The following is a 19,237-nucleotide window of genomic DNA, read 5'->3' on the forward strand; positions in this document are numbered from 1 at the left end:
GGCGAAGGACCCCGTTATCCCAGTGCAGGTTATCCACATAGGCGCAGAAGCCAATGCCCCGCACTGAGCCCGGTGGCTAGCGTGGGTGCATGCACGAGGGACCAACTACCCATGACGCTTAATTGCACTCTGGTGGGCGGACCGGGATCACCGCGTCCCCAGCCACCCGTGGAACTGTCCATTGATGCACCGGCCGGCACGGCAGGGTACGTCATTCACGAACAGTTGGTCCGGAAGTACGGTGCGGGCTCAGTCAGAGTGGACGGGCAGGATCTGCGTTCCCTGGTCCTCGGCGTGCCGCCGCTCGTAGAGGCGGCAATCCTTGTCGACGGCGGCACCCCACCTTCGAGCAGGCGGCCACGGCGCCCGCCAATTGCCGATGCCGTCCCTCCCCTGGTCCTCGCCATCGACAGCGGAGCAGCAGCGGGAACCGTTGTGCCATTACGGCGTGGCACCTACACCATCGGTCGAAGCGGCACACGGATTGTCATCCCGGACCCGGAGTTGTCCCGTGAACATGCCAGTGTGGTGGTCACTGACACGGAGATCATATTGGTTGACCTGGACAGCGCCAACGGGACATATGTCGACGGCCAAAGGATACGGAACACGGTTATCTCAACGGACTCAACCATCAGGTGCGGTCAATCGAACCTATCGCTGGTGTTTGCAGATGTGCCCCATAGAGTCCTCTCGGAAGCAGGAAAGTCGGTGGCGGAACCTATCGTGGTGTCCGGCCGCCCTGATCCAGGAAACCGCGCGGCACTCCTTCTGACCGCGATTCTCCCACTGGCACTTGGGGTACTGCTGGCCTTTCTCACCGGCATGTGGATGTTTCTGGCCTTTTCCGCGGTTTCGGTGTTTTCGGTCCTGGTGCCCGCGGTCAGCGGACGGCGGCACAGGCGGGACCTGTCCGCGGCCCTGAAGTCGGCTGTTGAAGATGACAGGGAACGCCGACGACGGTGCGCCCCTTCCCTGTCCATCGTTGCTCTTGCGGCCCGGCGGACTGAAGGGACGTCCAGCCCGGATTCCCCCGGCGACGGGGTGTGGCTGCGGCTGGGACAGGCAGAACAGCCGGACAATGTCAGGATCGAACCGCCCGGTGCTGCCGCGACCATCCCACGGGCAGGAATCGTCCCCGTCGTTCTGGACCCGGACGTCCCGCTCACCACCCTGGGCGGCCCGCGCTTTGCCACCGATGGCACCCTCCGCTCCCTTCTCATGCAACTTGCGGCATACCCGCGCACGGGCACGATGAATGTCGTCGTCCACGGGCTGCCGGAAGCCCTACCCCTCGCAGCCCGGTATCTCAGCAGAGTGACGCTCACTGCAACACTGTCCGCCGCCCTTAATGCAGTGGACGGCAGCGAGCAACAGGGCTGCGGGCGGGGAGTCCTTTTGATCCGGGGGGATAACTCCGGAGCGGTGGTGGAAAAGTCGCTCCGGGAAGCAGCGCTCCAGCGGGGGTGGCAGGTTCTTCACTTCCTGCCTGAAGACGGCGATTGGCCTGCACCTGACGTCCTCCTGTCCGAGCGCGCATCAACCGTGGTGCAGAACCACCGCGGTACTGTGTTTGTCCCTGACCTGGTCCCGGACGAAGTCTTTACCGCTTTCTGCCGGCACCTCGCCGGTGCCCTGATTGGTGACAAGGAACAGGCCAAGACCGTTCCCGCTTCCTGCAGCCTTGACGAAGTCCTGCCACTGACGCTCGCGGCTACCGCAAGCAGATGGGACTGCAGCGCCCGAAACATCGGATTGCCCGTACCCTTGGGCGTTTGCAGGTCGGGAACGAAGACCTTCGACCTCCTGGCCGACGGTCCGCACCTCGTGGTGGCAGGCACCACAGGCTCAGGGAAGTCGGAACTGCTCCGGAGCATGGCCCTGGCGCTGGCCTTGTCCTATCCGCCGGACCGGGTCAACTTCTTCTTCATCGATTTCAAGGGCGGTTCAGGTCTTGGTCCGCTCAGCGGGCTCTTTCATTGCGTGGGACTGCAGACGGATCTTTCCGATTCCGAGATGGAGCGGACACTGACATCGCTTCGCGCCGAAGTGAGGCTGCGGGAGAGCTGCCTCGCCGCGGCCCGCGTCCCTGACGTCTCCACGTACCGCTCCGCACCGGCGGCCAAGGATTTTGTGCTCCCCCACCTCGTCATCGTCATCGATGAGTTCAGGATGCTGGTTGACGACGCGCCGGAAGTGCTTCGTGAGCTGCTGCGGATAGCATCGATCGGACGGTCACTGGGCATCCACTTGATCATGGCCACTCAGAGGCCGCAGGGAGCGTTGACAGCTGACATCCGTGCAAACGTCACCTCGAACATTGCACTTCGCGTGCAGTCCGACATGGAATCTGTCGACATCGTCAATTCCAGGGACGCTTCGGCCATCAGTGTTAATACCCCCGGCCGCGCCTTCCTGGCGCGCGGAACGGAGCCGGCCGAGGAGTTCCAGGCCGCGTCCCTGTCGTCAGTCTCCGATCGCAAACAGGCAAGTGCCGTGTCTGTCCAGCGGACAATGGACTATCTCGCCTGCCAGGCAGCCGAACCAGGCGACAGACGAGCCCCTGCACCCACCCCCGCACAGGCAGTGGAACCGCTGGCAGCCTTGGTGAGGAGCCTGTGCGCTGCCCAGCAGAAACCAGCACCGAGAAGGCCTGTCGCACCTCCACTGCCGACTGAACTGGAAAAGCCCGACCCGAACGCGCCATCCTCGGATTCGGGAACCGCTGACTCACTGGCCCTGGAACCCGTCCCTGTGGCGGGCCAGATCTGCCTCGGCCTGATGGATGTTCCCGAGCAACAAGAACTTCAGCCCCTTCTTTGGAGCCATGCCAAGCACGGTCACGCAGCCTTCATTGGCAGTCCAACTTCCGGGGCCGGATCGGCACTGGAATTGACTGTCCATGAACTAATGGCCAGTCCTGATGGAGCCCATTTCTATGTCCTGGACGCGGACGGGAGTCTTTGCCCGCTGGCAGGTGAAGCACGGGTGGGCGCCCACGCCGCCTTGCACGATCTGCGGCGTGGAGTGCGCATCCTGGAGCGGCTCGTCCGTGAACTGGGGCAGCGGTTGAGTCAACCCGCCTCCAATCCGGTACCTCTCGTCCTCGTCATCATCGGCTGGGGATCCTGGGTTTCGGCATTCCGGTCCGGACCGCTGGCCTGGGCGGAAGATCTGGTTCTGGACCTCGTGCGCGACGGCGCCAGGGCAGGGATAACGCTCCTGGTCCATGGGGAGCGGGAGCTTGTCACCGCCAGGTTCTTTGGTGCGCTTCCCAATCGTTTCTTTTTCCAGCCTGCTCCACCGGGGAGAACCGCGCCCTGTGGCCGCGGATGCCTGCCGTTCCGGCCGTCAAGGGCAGGGCTGTAGCCTTCGGCCCTGTCTCGGGCGGCAACCCCGTTGCCTGCCAGTTCTACCGCACCCCCGATCTGCAGGCTGGCACAGGCCGGAGAGGCGCCGGATATCCGCCAGCCGCATCGACTCCATTCCGCATTGAACCCCTCCCCGCGAAAATCACGGTCCGGCAGGTCGCAGCGGTCATGTCGGCGGCGGGGACACCCCAGCGAGCCCTGCGGTCCCCAGACCAGGACCCGCCTGGCGGTACGCACTGCTCCGAACTATCGGAACCGCCCCGCCGGTCACGCAACGTCATCCTGGGCGTAGCCGGAGACGAACCCGCTCCGGCGTCCTTGCGGATGCCTGGCAGCGGAGTCACCGCCATTCTTGGCAACCCGGGAAGCGGCAAAAGCAATACCCTGCTCGCGCTGGCAGCACTCAACCCGGGGCAGCAGTGGTGCACGTGTCCGGTACCGGCAGAAGGCGCAGAAGATTTTTGGCGGGACGTGCTTATGCAGGCGGAGAGCGGGGGCTTTCGCGGGAGACCGTGCTGCTGGTTGACGACGTTGATCTGCTGGCCCTTCCGGCATTGAGGGCTTTGGAGCGGCTGGCCGCTTTGGGCCACTCCCTGATGGTCACTGCTGCCTTCAGCCCACTGCTTTTCCAACGCGTTCCGCTGGTCATGAACGCAAGGGGCGCCGGCGCCGGACTTCTGCTGGGGCCACGTTCGCTGGCGGATGGCGACTTGTTTGGGATCAGGTTCGAAGTTGAGTCCAACGCTCCGCCGGGGCGTGGCGTCCTCATCTCCGGCGGGCGGTCCTGCCCCGTTCAGGTGGCCTGGGCGGGCGCGACAGGCTGAGCATGCCGGTTGCCCGTCGAACGCCGTCCCGCGGAGGGGCGGCCAGGGCCCGCGCTGCAGGTCAAAGTGTGGGCGGAGCACTTCCGGTTCGGGAGGCATGGTTGATCACGTTGTTGGAGAAAAGGAGGACGATGGCGATAACAGCGGGTACCAGCATCGCCAACCCGGCAAGGACCAGGCCGCTGGTTATGGCAGGTACGCCTATGGTCAGGACGAACAGTTGGGCCACCAATGCGGCCGCCCGGGTCCAGCGATAGCCCCTGTACAAAAAGACGGACACGGCAAACAGCCACGCGGAGAAAGCAAGCAGGAGCCCCAAGGTGAAGACGGCACCCCAGAAGGACAGCACGGGGCTCCCGCTGAGCATCTCGTAGGCGTACCACCCGGCGGCTGCCAGCAAAGCCGTCGCCTCTGCAGCAGTCACAATGGCCACCACCTTGGCCGCGGCCGGCACGGTTGCCGGACGATCGCCGGCCGAAGGGTCAGCACCGTCACGGGGCTCATCAGGAGAAGGGGGGCGCCTGCTGGGTTTACCGGGGGTCTTGACACACTGGCACCCTACCGGACATAGTCGGACACTGGTGAGGGCGGGAGCCGACACTGTGATGCATCGCTCAGGTTTCAGCGGATATCAAGCGTTCTTACCCCTTGTTTACACAGCGTTAACATGACAGGCTTGATGCAGATGACCAAGGGGGCCCTGAGGGCCCCTTTCCTTTGTAGCCACTAGTGAATAATTTCACAAAGGCATTTCCCAGAAATGGAGCAACTGATCAGCATGGATTGGCGTAACCGCGCAGCGTGCCTTGACAAGGACCCGGAACTGTTTTTCCCCGTTGGGAACACAGGACCTGCCCTCCTGCAGATCGAGGAAGCCAAGAGCGTCTGCCGCCGGTGCCCTGTCGTAGACACCTGCCTGCAGTGGGCCCTCGAGTCCGGCCAGGACGCCGGCGTATGGGGCGGCATGAGCGAAGACGAGCGCCGCGCGCTTAAACGGCGCGCCGCCCGCGCACGTCGCGCCTCCTAGGAAGGCACGGCACCGCAGGCCGGTCAGCATCGGACCTAGCAACCGCAGAATAGAGGCCCCTGGACAATCCACATGGATCGTCCAGGGGCCTCTGTCTGTTCTACGGTGTCTGTATTACTCACCGTCCGGCCTTGGATCTGTGGCCGGACCGGCACCCTCTACTTCCCGGCCAGGCTGAGCCGGATCTTGACCTCAGTCCCGCCGCCCTCGCGGCGCTCCCACGTGATGGTCCCGCCCAACTCGCTGGTGACAAGCGTGCGCACGATCTGAAGCCCGAGCCCCTCAACGTGCGGAGTCTGCGGAAGCCCCACCCCGTCATCGGCGATGGTCACAGTCAGTTCTTCGCCGTCGTCCCCTTCGGACCGGTCGGCAACAAGCCAGACTGTTCCTGCCCTTCCTTCAAGGCCATGCTCCACAGCGTTGGTCACCAGTTCGTTGATGACGAGGGCCAGCGGGGTGGCAAGATCGCTGGGAAGTTCACCGAAGGTCCCTGACCGTTCGGTCCGGACCTGCTGCGACGGGGAGGCCACCTCAGCAGACAGCCGGAACTGGCGCCCGATCAGTTCGTCGAAATCAACACTTTGCGTCAGGCCCTGCGACAATGTCTCGTGGACCAGCGCGATCGTGGCAACGCGCCGCATCGCCTGCTCCAGGCCCTGCTTCGCCTCATCGCTGACCATGCGCCTGGACTGCATCCGCAAGAGCGCAGCCACGGTCTGGAGATTGTTCTTGACCCGGTGGTGGATCTCCCGGATGGTGGCGTCCTTGGTCACCAGCTCCATTTCGCGTCGGCGCAATTCGGAGACGTCACGGCAGAGAACCAGGGCGCCGAACCGCTGCTGTTCGTCCCGGAGCGGAATGGCCCGCAGGGACAGGCTGACCCCGCGGGACTCGATCTCGCTGCGCCATGGCATGCGTCCGGTGACAACCAGCGGCAGGGTCTCATCGACCATGCGCCGGTCCTTGAGCAGGCCGGCGGTGACTTCGGCGAGCGAGCGCCCTTCCAGGGATTCGCCGTCACCCAGGCGCCGGAAGGCCGACACTCCGTTGGGACTGGCGTACTGGACCACGCCATCGGCATCCAGCCGGATGAGGCCGTCCCCTACGCGGGGCGCGCCCCGGCGGGAGCCGGTAGGTGAGGCGAAGTCGGGCCACAACCCAAGCGTGCCCATCCGCAGGAGGTCGTAGGCGCACTGGCGGTAGGTCAACTCCAGCCGTGACGGCATGCGTGAACTGGAGAGGTCCATATGGGTGGTGACTACCGCAAGGGTCCGGCCGTTGCGGACCATGGGGACGGCCTCCACCCGCAGCGCCATCTCGCTGTTCCAGTTCGTCTCGCTGGAGCGCTCAATGGACCGGGAGTTCCAGGCTTTGTCCACGAGCGGTTGCAGGTCTGACCGGATTCCCTCGCCGACGAAGTCGCTGTGGAACGCCGTGTGCGTGGTGGACGGGCGTACGTGCGCCAAAGCGATGTAGCCAAGCTCCGGGTGGGGGAACCAGAGCGCCAGGTCGGCGAACGCCAAGTCCGCGACCATCTGCCAGTCCCCCACCAGGAGGTGCAGCCATTCGGCATCGCCCGGCCCGAAATCAGCATGTTCCCTGATAGGGTCCGTAAAGATTGCCACTGCACCTCCATTTGCGACGCCGGATTGCTAGCGTCGGACGATTGACCTCAAGAGCCTCAATGCTACCGACAGCGAGGCCATGTCGTCGGCCTCGAGTGCATTCACCTCGTCGAACATGCTCTTTGCCCTGCCCAGCTGCTCGGCATTTTGTGCCTCCCAGTCCTTGAGCCGTGCATCGGGGGCGTCGGCGGCAGACGTAGCGTCCAGCACCGCCGTCGTCATGTCCGACACCGTTGAGTACAGATCGTCGCGCAGGGCAGCCCTTGCCAGCGCCTGCCACCGGTCCTGTCGGGGCAGGCTGCTGATCCGCTCCAGCAGCGAGTCGGCATGGAACCGGTTGAACACCGTGTAGTAGACGGCGGCGATCTGCTCCACCGGGTCTTTCCGGGTCCGGGCGATCTTTGCGATGTCCAGCAGCACGAAGCTCTCGAACAGTTCTGCCCAGCGCAGGGCAAGGCCTTCGGGCAGTTGCCACTCGCGGCCCTTCGCCAGCCATTCCGCCACCCGCTCGCGGTCGTCGCCGCGCAGGTAGTCCAGCAGCCGGGCCCGCATGGGATCCATGAGCGGCTTGAACTCGGCCACCACGTCGGCGATGGGGCGTGAAACGCTCTCCTGGCTCAGCAGCCACCGGACAGCCCGGTCCAGAAGCCGGCGGATGTCCAGGTGGACGGTGCTCCAGTGCTCCGTGGGGAACGAGGCAGGCAGGCTGTTCAGCTCGCCCACCATCGCATCCAGTTCGTACACCTCGCGCAGCGCCACGAATGCCTTGGCCACGGCCACTTCACTGGCCGAGGTTTCCTCCATGACGCGGAAGGCGAAGGTGATGCCGCCCAGGTTGATCATGTCGTTCGCCACCACGGTGGCGATAATCTCGCGGCGCAGGGGGTGGGTGTCCAGTTCCGCGTCGAAGCGTTCGCGCACCTGGTGCGGGAAGTAGGAACGCAGCGTCTGCCGGAACCACGGGTCATCGGCAAGGTCGCTGTCCCGCAGCGCCGATGCAAGCTCGATCTTGGCGTAGGCGGCCAGCACCGAAAGCTCGGGAGAAGTCAGGCCCTGGCCTTGCTGCAGCCGGTCCCGGAGCATTGCCGTGCTGGGCAGCGCTTCCAGGTCGCGATTCAAGTCGGCGCTCTTCTCCAGCCAGTCCATGAGCCGCTCGTAGCTCGGGCTCCACTCCGCGACGCGGGTCCTGTCGTTCAGCAGCAGGATGTTCTGGTCGATGTTGTCTTCGAGGACCAGCCGGCCCACCTCATCGGTCATGGAGGCGAGGAAGTCGGCCCGCTCACCGGCCGGCAGTTTGCCAGCCGCAACCATCCGGTCAACGAAGATCTTGATGTTCACTTCGTGGTCCGAGCAGTCCACGCCGGCGGAGTTGTCGATCGCGTCCGTGTTGAGAATGACGCCCTGCAACGCTGCCTCGATACGTCCGCGCTGGGTCATGCCCAGGTTTCCGCCTTCACCCACCACCTTGACGCGCAGGTCCCGGCCGTTGACGCGGATGGCATCGTTGGCTTTGTCCCCCACGGATGCGTTGGATTCGGAACTCGCCTTGACGTAGGTACCGATACCGCCGTTGTAGAGAAGGTCGGCAGGCGCCAGCAGGATGGCACGCAGCAGCTCGGGAGGGCTGAGTTCAGTGGTGTCCGCCGGGAGCCCCAGCGCGGTCCGAACCTGCGTGGACACGGGAATGGACTTGGCCTGCCGGGCGAAGACCCCGCCGCCCTCACTGATCAGCGACTTGTCGTAGTCGTCCCACGAGGACCGGGGCAGCTCGAAAAGTCTCTGCCGCTCCGCAAACGAGGACTCCTCGTCCGGCTCCGGGTCCAGGAAGATGTGCCGGTGGTCGAAGGCAGCCAGCAGGCGGATGTGCCGGGACAGGAGCATCCCATTGCCAAACACGTCACCGGACATGTCCCCCACACCCACCACCGTGAACGGCTCGGTCTGGGTATCCAGGTCCAGCTCGCTGAAGTGCCGCTTGACCGATTCCCAGGCGCCGCGGGCCGTGATGCCCATGGCCTTGTGGTCGTACCCCACGGAGCCGCCGGAGGCGAAGGCGTCGCCAAGCCAGAAGCCGTACTCCGCGGAAAGGCTGTTGGCAATGTCTGAGAAAGTAGCCGTTCCCTTGTCCGCCGCGACCACCAGGTAGGAGTCGTCGTCGTCATGCCTGACAACGTTCGACGGCGGCACGAGCCGTTCGCCGCCGCCTTCCGTGAGAAGGTTGTCAGTTAGATCCAGCAGCCCACGGATGAACGTTTTGTAGCTTTCGACGCCCTCGGCCATCCAGGCGGCGCGGTCCGTGGCGGGATCGGGAAGCTGCTTGGCGAAGAAGCCGCCCTTGGCACCGGTTGGCACGATGACGGCGTTCTTGACCGTCTGCGCCTTCACCAGGCCCAGGACCTCCGTCCGGAAATCCTCCCGCCGGTCAGACCAGCGCAATCCGCCACGCGCCACCTTGCCGAACCGAAGATGCACACCCTCAACTCGTGGGGAGTAAACCCAAATTTCAAACATAGGCCGCGGGAAGGGCAGTCCTTCGATCCGCGCGGGATCCAGCTTGAAGCTCAGGTGCGGCTTGTCCTGGTAGAAGTTGGTGCGAAGCGTGGCCTCAATGAGGTTGACGAAGGTGCGCAGCACGCGGTCGGCGTCCAGCGTTGCCACCTTTTCGATGGATGCTGCCAGGTCCCGTCCCACGGAGGCCTGTGCCTCGGACCGGTCTCCGTCAGTCAAGGCCGGGTCAAAGCGGGCGGCAAAGAGCGCCGTGAGGCCCCTTGTCACGTTGGGGTTCGCGAGGAGCGTGTCCGCCATGAAGCCGAAGGAGCTGCTGTTGCCCATCTGGCGCATGTAACGGGCATAGGCGCGCAGTACGGTGATCTGCCGCCAGTGCAGGCCCTCCCTCAGCACCAGCCGGTCAAAGCTGTCCGATTCCGCAGCGCCGGTGACAGCCGCCCCGAAGGATTCCGCGAGAAGCTCTCCGGTTGACATCGGGTCCACGCCGGCCGGGTATTTCAAACCCAGGTCGTACAGGAAGAAGTCGCGGTGGTCTGCTGTTTCGATTTCAAACGGCCGTTCATCCAGGACCTCGAGTCCGAGATTATGGAAGTACGGCAAAATCTGGCTCAGGCTCTTGGGCTCCAGCATGTAGAGCTTGACCCTTGCATCCTCTTCCAGGGTGGCGCCGGCCCCTTCTGGAAGGTACACGTGGACGCCGGGCCGTTCCTGCCGCGCGCCGGTGCTCCGCTCCGCGGCGGCCCCGTACTTTTCGAAACGCGCAATGTCCTCAAGCGCGTCCTCTACTTCGTAGTCCACGCGGTAGCTGGCCGGGAACGCTTCGGCCCAGACAGCGGCGAGTTCCTTGGCTTCGGTCGCATCCCGCCCTTCACGCAGGACTTCCGCGATGCCTTCACTCCATGACCTTGCGGCCCGGACCAGCCGCTTTTCCAGCTCATCGCTGTTGACGTGGCTGACGTCGGCATCCTTGGGCAGCCGAATACGGAAGAACAGCCTGGCGAGGGCGGACTCCGTCATACGGGCTTCGTAATCAATCGAGACCGCCTGGAACGTTTCCCGCAGTTCCTGTTCTATGCGAAGCCGGACGTTGGTGGTGTAACGGTCGCGCGGCAGGTAAACGACGGCGGACATGAACCGGCCGTAGATGTCCGGCCTCAGGAACAGGCGGGTACGCCGCCGTTCCTGCAGCTTCTGGATTCCCAGCGCGGTGGCGGCAAGGTCGGGAATTTCGATCTGGAAAAGTTCATCCCGGGGGTAGGTTTCGAGGATTCCCAGGAGGTCCTTGCCCGAGTGCGAGTCCGGCGGGAAACCCGCGCTCTGCAGCACGGCATCCACTTTCTCCCGGACAATGGGAATATCGCGGACGGAGCCGGCGTAGGCGCTGGTGGCGAAAAGACCGATGAAACGGCGCTCCCCGTTGACGTTGCCCGCGGCGTCGAAGCTTTTGATGCCGATGTAGTCCAGGTAGGCCGAGCGGTGGACGGTGGACCGTGAATTGGCCTTCGTGATGACCAGTGCACGCTTTTCGCGGGCCTTCTTACGGCCGGTATCAGTGAGGTGCTGGATGTGCGGGGAGTCGGCGGCCGCGCGCAGCAGCCCGAGGCCGCTGTCCTCGCGCAGTTCGAGGACGTCTTCGCCGTCCACGTTGAGAAGGTCGTACTCACGGTAGCCGAGGAACGTGAAGTTCCCTTCGTCAAGCCACCGCAGCAAGTCCTTGGCCTGCCGCAGTTCGGCAATCTGGGCGGGATTGGCCACCCGGTCCAGGCTTTCGGCGATTTCCAGGGCCTTTTGGCGCATTTTGGGCCAGTCTTCAACGGCGGCGCGCACATCTTTCAGCACGCGGGTCAGGCCGGCGAGCAGGGACGCCTTCACGTCGTCGGAGACGCGTTGGATTTCGACGGCGATCCACGACTCCATGTGCGACGCGTTCTCACCCTGCGCGATGAGGTGGGAGAGGTTTGGCATTGCCGCGGTATCCCCACTTGATATGCCCAAGTGCGCGGGGACCCTGTTGACCTTGACCAGTTCGCCCGTTTCCCGGTTCCTGGTGGCCACGAAAAGCGGGTGGACCACAAGCTTGATGGCGGCGTGCTGCCGGACCAGTTCTGAGTTCACGGAGTCGACAAGAAACGGCATGTCGTCGGTGACGACAAAGATGACGCTGCTGTCCTCTTCGTCGATGATCGAGATCTTCGCCTGCCCGGGCTGCCGTACTGATGCTGTCCGGCGGTGTTCCTCGGCCCGGGACTCCAGTACGTCGCGGGGGTAGCTTCGGGCATCCTCCTCAGCCAGGTGCTGGTAGTAGTCCCCCATGAAGCCTTCAAGGCTTTCAATGGAGAGGGGCTGGTCCTCCACACTGGATCCAGACGACATCGACAACGCCTCCATCAGAGATTCTCGCCGCACCTTTGCAGCTCTTATGGCGAGCCTAGTCCTTTGCCGTTCGCCGCGGTGTGGAAGAAAATACAGATGATTTGGACTTTCGCTGGTCGGGTGCACAAACCAGTTCCCGGATAGCGCGCCGGAGGGTCGATTCGGGCGACGCTTCGAGCAGCAGTGATCCCGCCAGGAGTGCGGCGTCGGCGGCGACAGGGTCGTAAGGCAGGAATGCCTTGAGGCTGGACGCGGGGCCGTACCGTTCCCACGCATCCCGCAGTTGGCGCTCGGGGGCCCTTCCCACGGACGACGAACGCACCTTGTTCATTACGACTGTGGGCGATGCGTGCGGGACTGCGCCCTCCAGCTCGGCAAGTGCACGGACCAGCCGTGGAACACCCACGGGATCAGCAGCGCCGACGGCATACACAGTGTCCGCCAGTTCCAGCGGACGCAGTGTCGCCGCGTTCCGTCGAGGCGCCGTGGTGTCAAAGCTCAGTTCCTCATCCGCCTCAAGGCAAAACCCGGTGTCAACCACCACAACATCGGCAATCTGCCGGGCCCGCTCAAGGACCAGTCCCAGGGCAGGGGCGCGGAGTTCCGTCCACCGATCGGCCCGGGTTATGCCGGTCAGCACCCGGAACGTCCCGGCCGTGGTGGCGACCGTGGCGGCCACCTTCCGCAGTGCCTCGGCGTCCAGCAGGCCCTGGTCTGCAAGCCTGCACGCCTGGGCAAGCCCGGCTGACTCATCCAGGAGTCCCAGCACTGCCGCCACGCTGGCGCCGTACGTGTCGGCGTCGACCAGCAGGACTGACCGGCCGTCGGCGGCCATCTCACCGGCGATGTTCACAGCAACCGTTGTACGTCCCGGAGATCCGGCGGGACCCCAAACAACGATCAGCTGCCCGGCCCCGCGCCCCTCCTCGTCCAACGCCGGCACAACGGGATCCGTTGCCAGTGCAGCAGCGGTATCGGCGGCCGCGCTGAGGTTCGCCGGACGAAGCGCGCCGGTCAGCTGGGCGACGGCGTCCGCGATCCTTTCCGAAAGCTCCGCGGACTCAACGCCCGACAGCGCCGAAGCGACACCTATCGTGCGGAGTCTGGCTGCCTCCTCCGCGTTATCGGTCAGCGCGACGATCGCCACGCCAACAGCTCCAAGACGGTCAACCAGGGACGCGGTCAGCCCCTCTGAACCCTCTGCCACGACTGCCGCCCTCGCCAGCCCGCTCTGGCAGGCAGCAAGCAGTTCGGGAAGTTCAGCGCACCTGCGAACCACCGTGACCGGGCCGTGGAGTCTTTCGAGCCCGCCCACCAGGTCCTCGCGGCTCTGGCCGACGGTGACAACGGGAATGTGCATCGGGCGCCGCCCGGATTCCACACCACGGAGATCTTGGCCTCGTTTGCCTGGGCCCCCAGCAACGCAGGCATCTGCTTGTCCTCCACCAGGACCATCAGCACAGTGGTCTTTGACGATCCAAGAGCGGTGGATCCCGTGGAGACCTCTGCAATTTCCGCTCCGGGAAGGATCAGCCTGGGCTCGCTGAATCCATTCTTCGCATCCGGCTGTGCCACCCAGACGTCCACGCGGGCACCGGCAACTGCCTGTGACGGCAAAGTCTGCTCAACGCTGAGGGCGACGGGCTTCCGGTCCAGCCGATCCACCGTACCGAGGCTTGCCCTGGGAACCAGTTGGTCTTTTGCGATTCTTTGCATCGCGACCACGTCCTGGGGCAGGCCGGCCTCGACAGTGATGTAGTGCTGTTCGGCATCGCCCAGCCGGACCTTGGCGCGGACTACATTGTCGGGCGTCAGGCGCTCACCAACGGCTATGCCGTCCCGTGCGGCGTAGACCTCGGTGGTGCGGTCTGCACTTCCGACAAGGAAGACGACTCCGGCGACGGACACCAGGACCAGGAGAACGCCAACCAGCAGCCGGGGGTCCTTCCACGATGGACGCTTAAGCCGCGCTGCAGTTGCACTTGAATCAGGAACCATGCCGTTCTCCCCCCAGGTATACCGAACCTGTCCTCTCTGGCCGGACTCCTCATTGTTACCGCATGGCCCGGTGAACAAAAGTCATTTGTCTAAATGGCGCCAATCTGTGGATAACAGCCACAAAATGAGCCACTTGATGGCAAAATGGATACATGCCCAGGTTCCTCACACTCGCCGACGTCGCGGAGCAGCTCCAGATCAATTCCCCTGCCGCCTACGCCCTGGTCCGCAGCGGTGAGCTGAAGGCTATCCAGGTGGGTGGCCGCGGGCAATGGCGGGTCGAAGAGAAGATGCTGGAGCAGTACATCGAGGAACGCTACGCCGAGGCCAGCCGCATGATCCAGGAATCGCGCTCGAAGTCCGTCTGACGCCGCTAGCTCCCCCGGGTTTGTATGACCTGATCATGGCCAGGGCCGTGAAAGGTATTGCTGAAACCTGGCCTACACTGTGACCCCTCCGGGGCTCCCCGGTATTGACCATGGCCAGGTCGATGTAGTCCCTGCCAACACGGTCGATCACGCCTGCCAGCCTGCTGGTCCCGGCTCCACCACCAATCGTCACCGAGAGCTCCGCCCGGTCGCGCGCCAGGCCACGCAGGGCATGCGCCAATCCGATCGACCGGCGGACCGGTGAAGTCTCCGCCAATGCGTGCCTGCCCAGGCCAACGTAGCGTGCCGCCGCCGCATAGGGGATGAGCACCTGGTGCTGGCCTTCATCCAGGACCAGTGCATCCGCTCCAGCATGCGTCAGTTCCCCGTGCACCGTTTCGCCGCAGATGAGCTGAACACCGATCCGGTACCCAACAGCGGCGCGCAACCTGCTTTCAAGGGGCAGGCTCACCATTTCTGCCCGCGCGCGCTCGTTGACCTCACTGTCCAGCGCCAGCCGCTCAGCCTCCGCAAGCTGGCTTTCCATGTCATTGAAGAGTGCATCCCAGCGCATTCCGCCAGCGTAGGGTCCCCCTGTCCGGCCCGTCAATGCGCCGTCTTTTTCATTCCAACGTATGGACAAATACTTTGATCGCGGTCCAAACTGGTTCAAACATCAATAAACAGCATCAAACGCTATCAAAGGAGTACTAATGGGCCGGGGAGACAAAATCCAATGGTCGGATGCCTGCATGGTCCTGGCCCTGTTAGTACTCGGCATTCTGCTCTGCTTCCTCGGAACGGGCCTGTTGTCCCAGTGGCAGGAATCCATGGCCCGGCACCAGGGCGAATCCGTGGACCTCCTCCTGGGTGGGACCACAGCGGCCACCGGCATCGGCCTTCTACTCTGGTGGGCTGTCTCGATCCTGACCGCCGGGGCATCCGTTCTGCTGGAACGCCTGGGACGACGGCGGGCCGCAGCGGCCGCCCGGAGGCTCTCGCCCGCTTTCATGCGGAGGGCAGTTGTCGCGGCACTCTCAATACAACTCGCGTCAGGTGTCGCCGCACATGCGGCGGTCCTAAGCGCTTCCGGGCCCGAGTGGACGCCTACACAGGCACACGTGGCGTCGTCGGCTCCGTCAGACCCGGCGGCTCCCCAAGATGGTCCGCTGCCCAGGGTCAGCGACAGCCCGGGCGGTGTGCGCGTCAAAAACCCGCCTCTCCCGGTTGCAGCAGCGCCAGCCGGCCAGGAAGGGCCGTCGCCGGCAACGAATTCCATTACGCCGCCAACCGTCACTCCGATCGACCCCGGTTGGCAGCCCGCTCCCCCTGTGGTGGAGCCCGGCCTCCTGGCCGGACCGGAAACCAGGACCGCGCCGGAGTGGGGCGGCAGTGGCCCTGGTGCCAATGGCAGGGGTGGCCCGGCAAAGGCAGTGACGGTCCTCGCGGGCGACACGCTGTGGGACATCGTAGCCACCCACTTGGGCCCGGAGGCATCGGATGTGGACATCGCCCTTGAATGGCCGCGCTGGTATGCCGCGAACCGTGCACTGATCGGTGGAAGCCCGGATGTCCTGCTTCCAGGCCAGATACTCCAGGCGCCGGCAGCGTCGTAGCCGCTGTAAGTGACCCACTCGCACCAATAACCGGTCAAAGTACCAACATCACGTCGAACCAGAAGCAAGCCTAATCACCAGTCACACCAACCAAGGGGAACGCCATGACCGCAGTGACACCTATCCGGGCCGTTAAAGGTCCGGCCACCGAGTCCAGGCAGGGAGGGGCCGGTCCCGCAAAGCCGCTGCCTGTGTCGACGCCAACCCGCTCCGGCCAATCCACCGGGGCAACCCCTCCATCGCTGCGGCCAGTTAGCGAGGCTGCGGAGGTCAGGGCCATTACCCGCGGGACAGTTCAGGCTTCCATGGAGGTCCTCGCCGGCATCCGCCCCATCCAGCAGTTGGCGCGGCGCCTGGACCCGCGCTGCCTGGCATCGCTGCAGCACCGGGCAGCGCTGATCAGGCGCGAGCTCACCAGGACCGGCAATCCTGCATTGGCCCGGCTCCACCGGAATTCAACAGTCCGCTCCGTGCGGGTCTGTGAAGTGGCCGACGGAATCTACGAGGCCAGTGCTGTAGTGGTGGATGATGTGCGGGCCCGTGCCGTAGCTGTCCGGCTTGAGCGCAGCAAGCAGGTGTGGCGGGTTGTTGAACTTGTCATCGGCTGACCCGTCGAAATACCTGGGGCGTGCGGTGGTACGGAACAGACGACGCGCAAACAGGGCAGGGACGCGTCCGTCCCTGCCCTGTTTGCCGCCGCCGGCGGGTACCTGCAGCTGTCCTGCTAGCGCTTCTTCTTTTTCGCGGGGCGTTTGGCTGCATCCTGGGCAGCTGCCTTGGCAGGATTGCCGGAGCGACCGCTTCCGGCGCGCGTTTCCACGCGTGTCTGGGTTCCTCCACTTTCCGAGGGAGCCGTGTACTGCAGCTGCGCAGGCTTCTCGGGGGCTTCGAGGCCGGCGGCGTGAACCTGGGGGTCAACGTGCTCGGTATGCCCGCCGTCGGCATCCTGTACTACTACATCCTGGGCGGGGGTTACTTCCACCTCAAGGTTGTAGAGGAATCCAACGCTTTCCTCGCGGATGGCTTCCATCATGCTTTGGAACATGGCGAAGCCCTCGCGCTGGTACTCCACCAGCGGATCGCGCTGTGCCATGGCGCGCAGGCCAATCCCTTCCTTCAGGTAGTCCATCTCGTAGAGGTGTTCCTGCCATTTGCGTCCGATGACGGACAGGACCACCCTGCGCTCGAGCTCGCGCATGCTTTCGGAGCCGATGACCTCCTCGCGGGCCTGGTACACCAGGCGGGCGTCAGAGAGGATTTCCTCCTTCAGCAGCTCCACGGTGACCCTGGACTTGCCCCCGGCTTCCTCGATGATGTCTTCCGCCGAAACGCTGACCGGGTAGAGCGTCTTGAGGTTGGTCCACAGCTGGTGGAAGTCCCAGTCGTCACCGTTCCCCTCCGCCGTTGCGGCGTCGATCAGCGCCGTAATGGTGTCTTCGATGAAGAACTGCACCTTCTCGTGCAGGTCATCGCCCTCAAGGATGCGCCGGCGGTCGCTGTAAATCGCTTCGCGCTGACGGTTCAGGACGTCGTCGTACTTCAGCACGTTCTTGCGCTGCTCGGCGTTCCGGCCTTCCACCTGGCCCTGCGCGGACGCGATGGCACGCGAGACAAGCTTGGATTCGAGCGCGACGTCGTCCGGGACCGAGCTGTTCATAAGCCGTTCCGCGGCTCCCGAGTTGAAGAGCCGCATAAGGTCGTCTGTCAGCGAGAGGTAGAACCGGGATTCCCCGGGATCGCCCTGGCGGCCGGAACGGCCGCGGAGCTGGTTGTCGATGCGGCGTGACTCATGGCGCTCGGTGCCCAGGACATAGAGGCCGCCGAGGTCCAGGACTTCCTCGTGTTCGTCCTTCACGGACTGCTTGGCAGCTTCAAGTGCCGCAGGCCAGGCTGCCTCGTATTCTTCCGAGTTCTCCTCCGGGTCCAGCCCGCGCTTGGCAAGCTCGGCCACGGCGGTGAACTCCGCGTTGCCGCCGAGCATGATGTCGGTGCCGCGGCCGGCCATGTTGGTGGCCACGGTAACCGCGCCCTTCCGGCCCGCCTGGGCGACAATGGCGGCTTCGCGGGCGTGGTTCTTGGCGTTCAGGACTTCGTGCCGGATGCCTTCCTTGGCGAGCAGCTTGGACAGGTACTCGCTCTTCTCCACGCTGGTGGTGCCCACGAGGACAGGCTGGCCTTTTTCGTGGCGTTCGGCGATGTCCCGCACCACGGCGTCGAACTTGACAACCTCATTCTTGAACACGAGGTCCGGCTGGTCTATCCGCTGCATGTCCCGGTTGGTGGGGATGGCCACCACGCCAAGCTTGTAGGTGCTCATGAACTCGGCCGCCTCAGTCTCGGCGGTGCCGGTCATGCCGGAAAGCTTGTCATACATGCGGAAGTAGTTCTGCAGGGTGACTGTGGCAAGGGTCTGGTTTTCCGCCTTGATCTCGACGCCTTCCTTGGCCTCGATCGCCTGGTGCATGCCTTCGTTGTAGCGTCGCCCGGCCAGGATGCGGCCGGTGTGCTCGTCAACGATCAGGACTTCGCCGTCCAGGATGACGTAGTCCTTGTCCCGCTTGAACAGTTCCTTGGCCTTGATGGCGTTATTCAGGAACCCGATCAGCGGCGTGTTCGCGGATTCGTACAGGTTGGAGATGCCAAGGTAGTCCTCGACCTTTTCGATTCCGCTCTCCAGGACGCCGACCGTGCGCTTCTTTTCATCGACTTCGTAGTCTTTCTCCGGCTGCAGCCGGAGCACCACTTTGGCGAACTCGCTGTACCAGCGGTTGGTGTCCCCTGGGCAGGGCCGGAGATGATGAGCGGCGTACGCGCTTCATCGATAAGGATGGAGTCGACTTCGTCGACGATGGCGAAGTTGTGGCCGCGCTGGACCAATTCGTTCCGGTCCCAGGCCATGTTGTCGCGCAGGTAGTCGAACCCGAACTCGTTGTTGGTTCCATAGGTGATGTCCGCGGCGTACTGCTGGCGGCGCACGGCAGGATCCTGGTTGGCGAGGATGACGCCGCTGGTCAGGCCGAGGAAGCGGTAGACACGGCCCATGAGTTCGGACTGGTATTCGGCCAGGTAATCGTTGACGGTGACCACGTGGACACCCTTGCCGGTGAGGGCGTTCAGGTAGGCGGGAGCGGTCGCCACCAGGGTCTTGCCTTCACCGGTTTTCATTTCAGCGATGTTCCCCAAATGCAGGGCAGCGCCGCCCATCAGCTGGACATCGAAGTGGCGCATCCCCAGGGTCCGCGAGGACGCTTCGCGCACGGCGGCAAAGGCCTCCGGAAGCAGGTCTTCGAGCTTTTCACCGTCCTGGTGGCGTTCGCGGAGACGGTCAGTCTCCTCACGCAACTCTGCGTCGGTAAAGGTCTTGAATGAGTCTTCGAGGGCGTTGATGGAATCGGCATAGTTCCGCAGCTGCCGGAGTGTTTTCTTGTCACCCGTGCGGAGAATTTTTTCGATAAGTGATGCCACGTGAAGATGCTCCCAGTCTGATGCCGCCGAATTCTGGCGTGTTCAGTCTACGGGAGAGACAC

General features: G+C 64.2%; 11 protein-coding genes and 2 pseudogenes. 7 read left to right on the forward strand and 6 right to left on the reverse strand.

The window, feature by feature from the left end; translation table 11 throughout:
• Positions 1-111 precede the first annotated feature (111 nt).
• Together OUO20_RS09830 and OUO20_RS09835 are read left to right on the forward strand one after the other, a co-directional pair.
• The gene (locus tag OUO20_RS09830; protein ID WP_268003308.1) at positions 112-3,369 is read left to right on the forward strand and encodes an FtsK/SpoIIIE domain-containing protein; all 3,258 of its coding nucleotides are present in this window, start codon (positions 112-114) and stop codon (positions 3,367-3,369) included.
• Positions 3,370-3,883: 514 nt separating this feature from the next.
• Positions 3,884-4,195: a hypothetical protein gene (locus tag OUO20_RS09835; RefSeq protein ID WP_268003309.1), complete on the forward strand. Its 312-nt coding sequence runs from the start codon at positions 3,884-3,886 to the stop codon at positions 4,193-4,195.
• A 61-nt stretch (positions 4,196-4,256) separates the two neighbouring features.
• On the opposite strand, the gene OUO20_RS09840 is transcribed toward OUO20_RS09835, so the two are convergent.
• Positions 4,257-4,628, reverse strand: coding sequence for a hypothetical protein (locus tag OUO20_RS09840; RefSeq protein ID WP_442781121.1), 372 nt, complete (start codon positions 4,626-4,628; stop codon positions 4,257-4,259).
• Between the two features lie 345 nt (positions 4,629-4,973).
• Here OUO20_RS09840 and OUO20_RS09845 point away from each other — a divergent pair, with 345 nt between their 5' ends.
• The gene (locus tag OUO20_RS09845) at positions 4,974-5,222 is read left to right on the forward strand and encodes a WhiB family transcriptional regulator (protein WP_003804966.1); all 249 of its coding nucleotides are present in this window, start codon (positions 4,974-4,976) and stop codon (positions 5,220-5,222) included.
• Between the two features lie 158 nt (positions 5,223-5,380).
• Here the strand turns inward: OUO20_RS09845 and OUO20_RS09850 are convergent, their stop codons facing one another.
• The 4 genes and pseudogenes from OUO20_RS09850 to OUO20_RS09865 form a co-directional block, all read right to left on the reverse strand.
• Positions 5,381-6,847: a sensor histidine kinase gene (locus OUO20_RS09850; RefSeq protein WP_018768501.1), complete on the reverse strand. Its 1,467-nt coding sequence runs from the start codon at positions 6,845-6,847 to the stop codon at positions 5,381-5,383.
• A gap of 27 nt (positions 6,848-6,874) precedes the next feature.
• Positions 6,875-11,728, reverse strand: a complete 4,854-nt coding sequence (locus OUO20_RS09855) for an NAD-glutamate dehydrogenase (RefSeq protein ID WP_056388080.1) — start codon at positions 11,726-11,728, stop codon at positions 6,875-6,877.
• Positions 11,729-11,783: 55 nt separating this feature from the next.
• Positions 11,784-13,088, reverse strand: a complete 1,305-nt coding sequence (locus tag OUO20_RS09860) for an AAA family ATPase (RefSeq protein WP_268003311.1) — start codon at positions 13,086-13,088, stop codon at positions 11,784-11,786.
• Positions 13,089-13,093: 5 nt separating this feature from the next.
• A pseudogene (locus OUO20_RS09865) lies at positions 13,094-13,726 on the reverse strand (hypothetical protein); the annotation flags it as partial.
• Positions 13,727-13,878: 152 nt separating this feature from the next.
• On the opposite strand from OUO20_RS09865, the gene OUO20_RS09870 reads away from it, so the two are divergent.
• The 4 genes from OUO20_RS09870 (at position 13,879) to OUO20_RS09885 (ending at position 16,318) form a co-directional block, all read left to right on the forward strand.
• Positions 13,879-14,094 (forward strand): helix-turn-helix domain-containing protein, encoded by a 216-nt coding sequence (locus OUO20_RS09870; RefSeq protein WP_018768505.1) that lies wholly within the window; start codon positions 13,879-13,881, stop codon positions 14,092-14,094.
• Between the two features lie 334 nt (positions 14,095-14,428).
• Positions 14,429-14,746: a hypothetical protein gene (locus tag OUO20_RS21495; RefSeq protein WP_326498084.1), complete on the forward strand. Its 318-nt coding sequence runs from the start codon at positions 14,429-14,431 to the stop codon at positions 14,744-14,746.
• A 61-nt stretch (positions 14,747-14,807) separates the two neighbouring features.
• On the forward strand, positions 14,808-15,710 hold the full coding sequence (locus tag OUO20_RS09880) for a LysM peptidoglycan-binding domain-containing protein (RefSeq protein ID WP_268003312.1): 903 nt from the start codon (positions 14,808-14,810) through the stop codon (positions 15,708-15,710).
• A 104-nt stretch (positions 15,711-15,814) separates the two neighbouring features.
• Positions 15,815-16,318 carry an Rv3235 family protein gene (locus OUO20_RS09885; protein WP_026265657.1) on the forward strand — a complete coding sequence of 168 codons (504 nt, stop codon included), beginning with the start codon at positions 15,815-15,817 and terminating at the stop codon, positions 16,316-16,318.
• 116 nt (positions 16,319-16,434) lie between these two features.
• Here the strand turns inward: OUO20_RS09885 and secA are convergent.
• Positions 16,435-19,175 (reverse strand): annotated as a pseudogene (secA, locus tag OUO20_RS09890) (preprotein translocase subunit SecA).
• Positions 19,176-19,237: the final 62 nt, after the last annotated feature.

The sequence above is a fragment of the Arthrobacter sp. FX8 genome (genome assembly GCF_026723805.1).
In the GTDB taxonomy this organism is placed as follows: domain Bacteria; phylum Actinomycetota; class Actinomycetes; order Actinomycetales; family Micrococcaceae; genus Arthrobacter.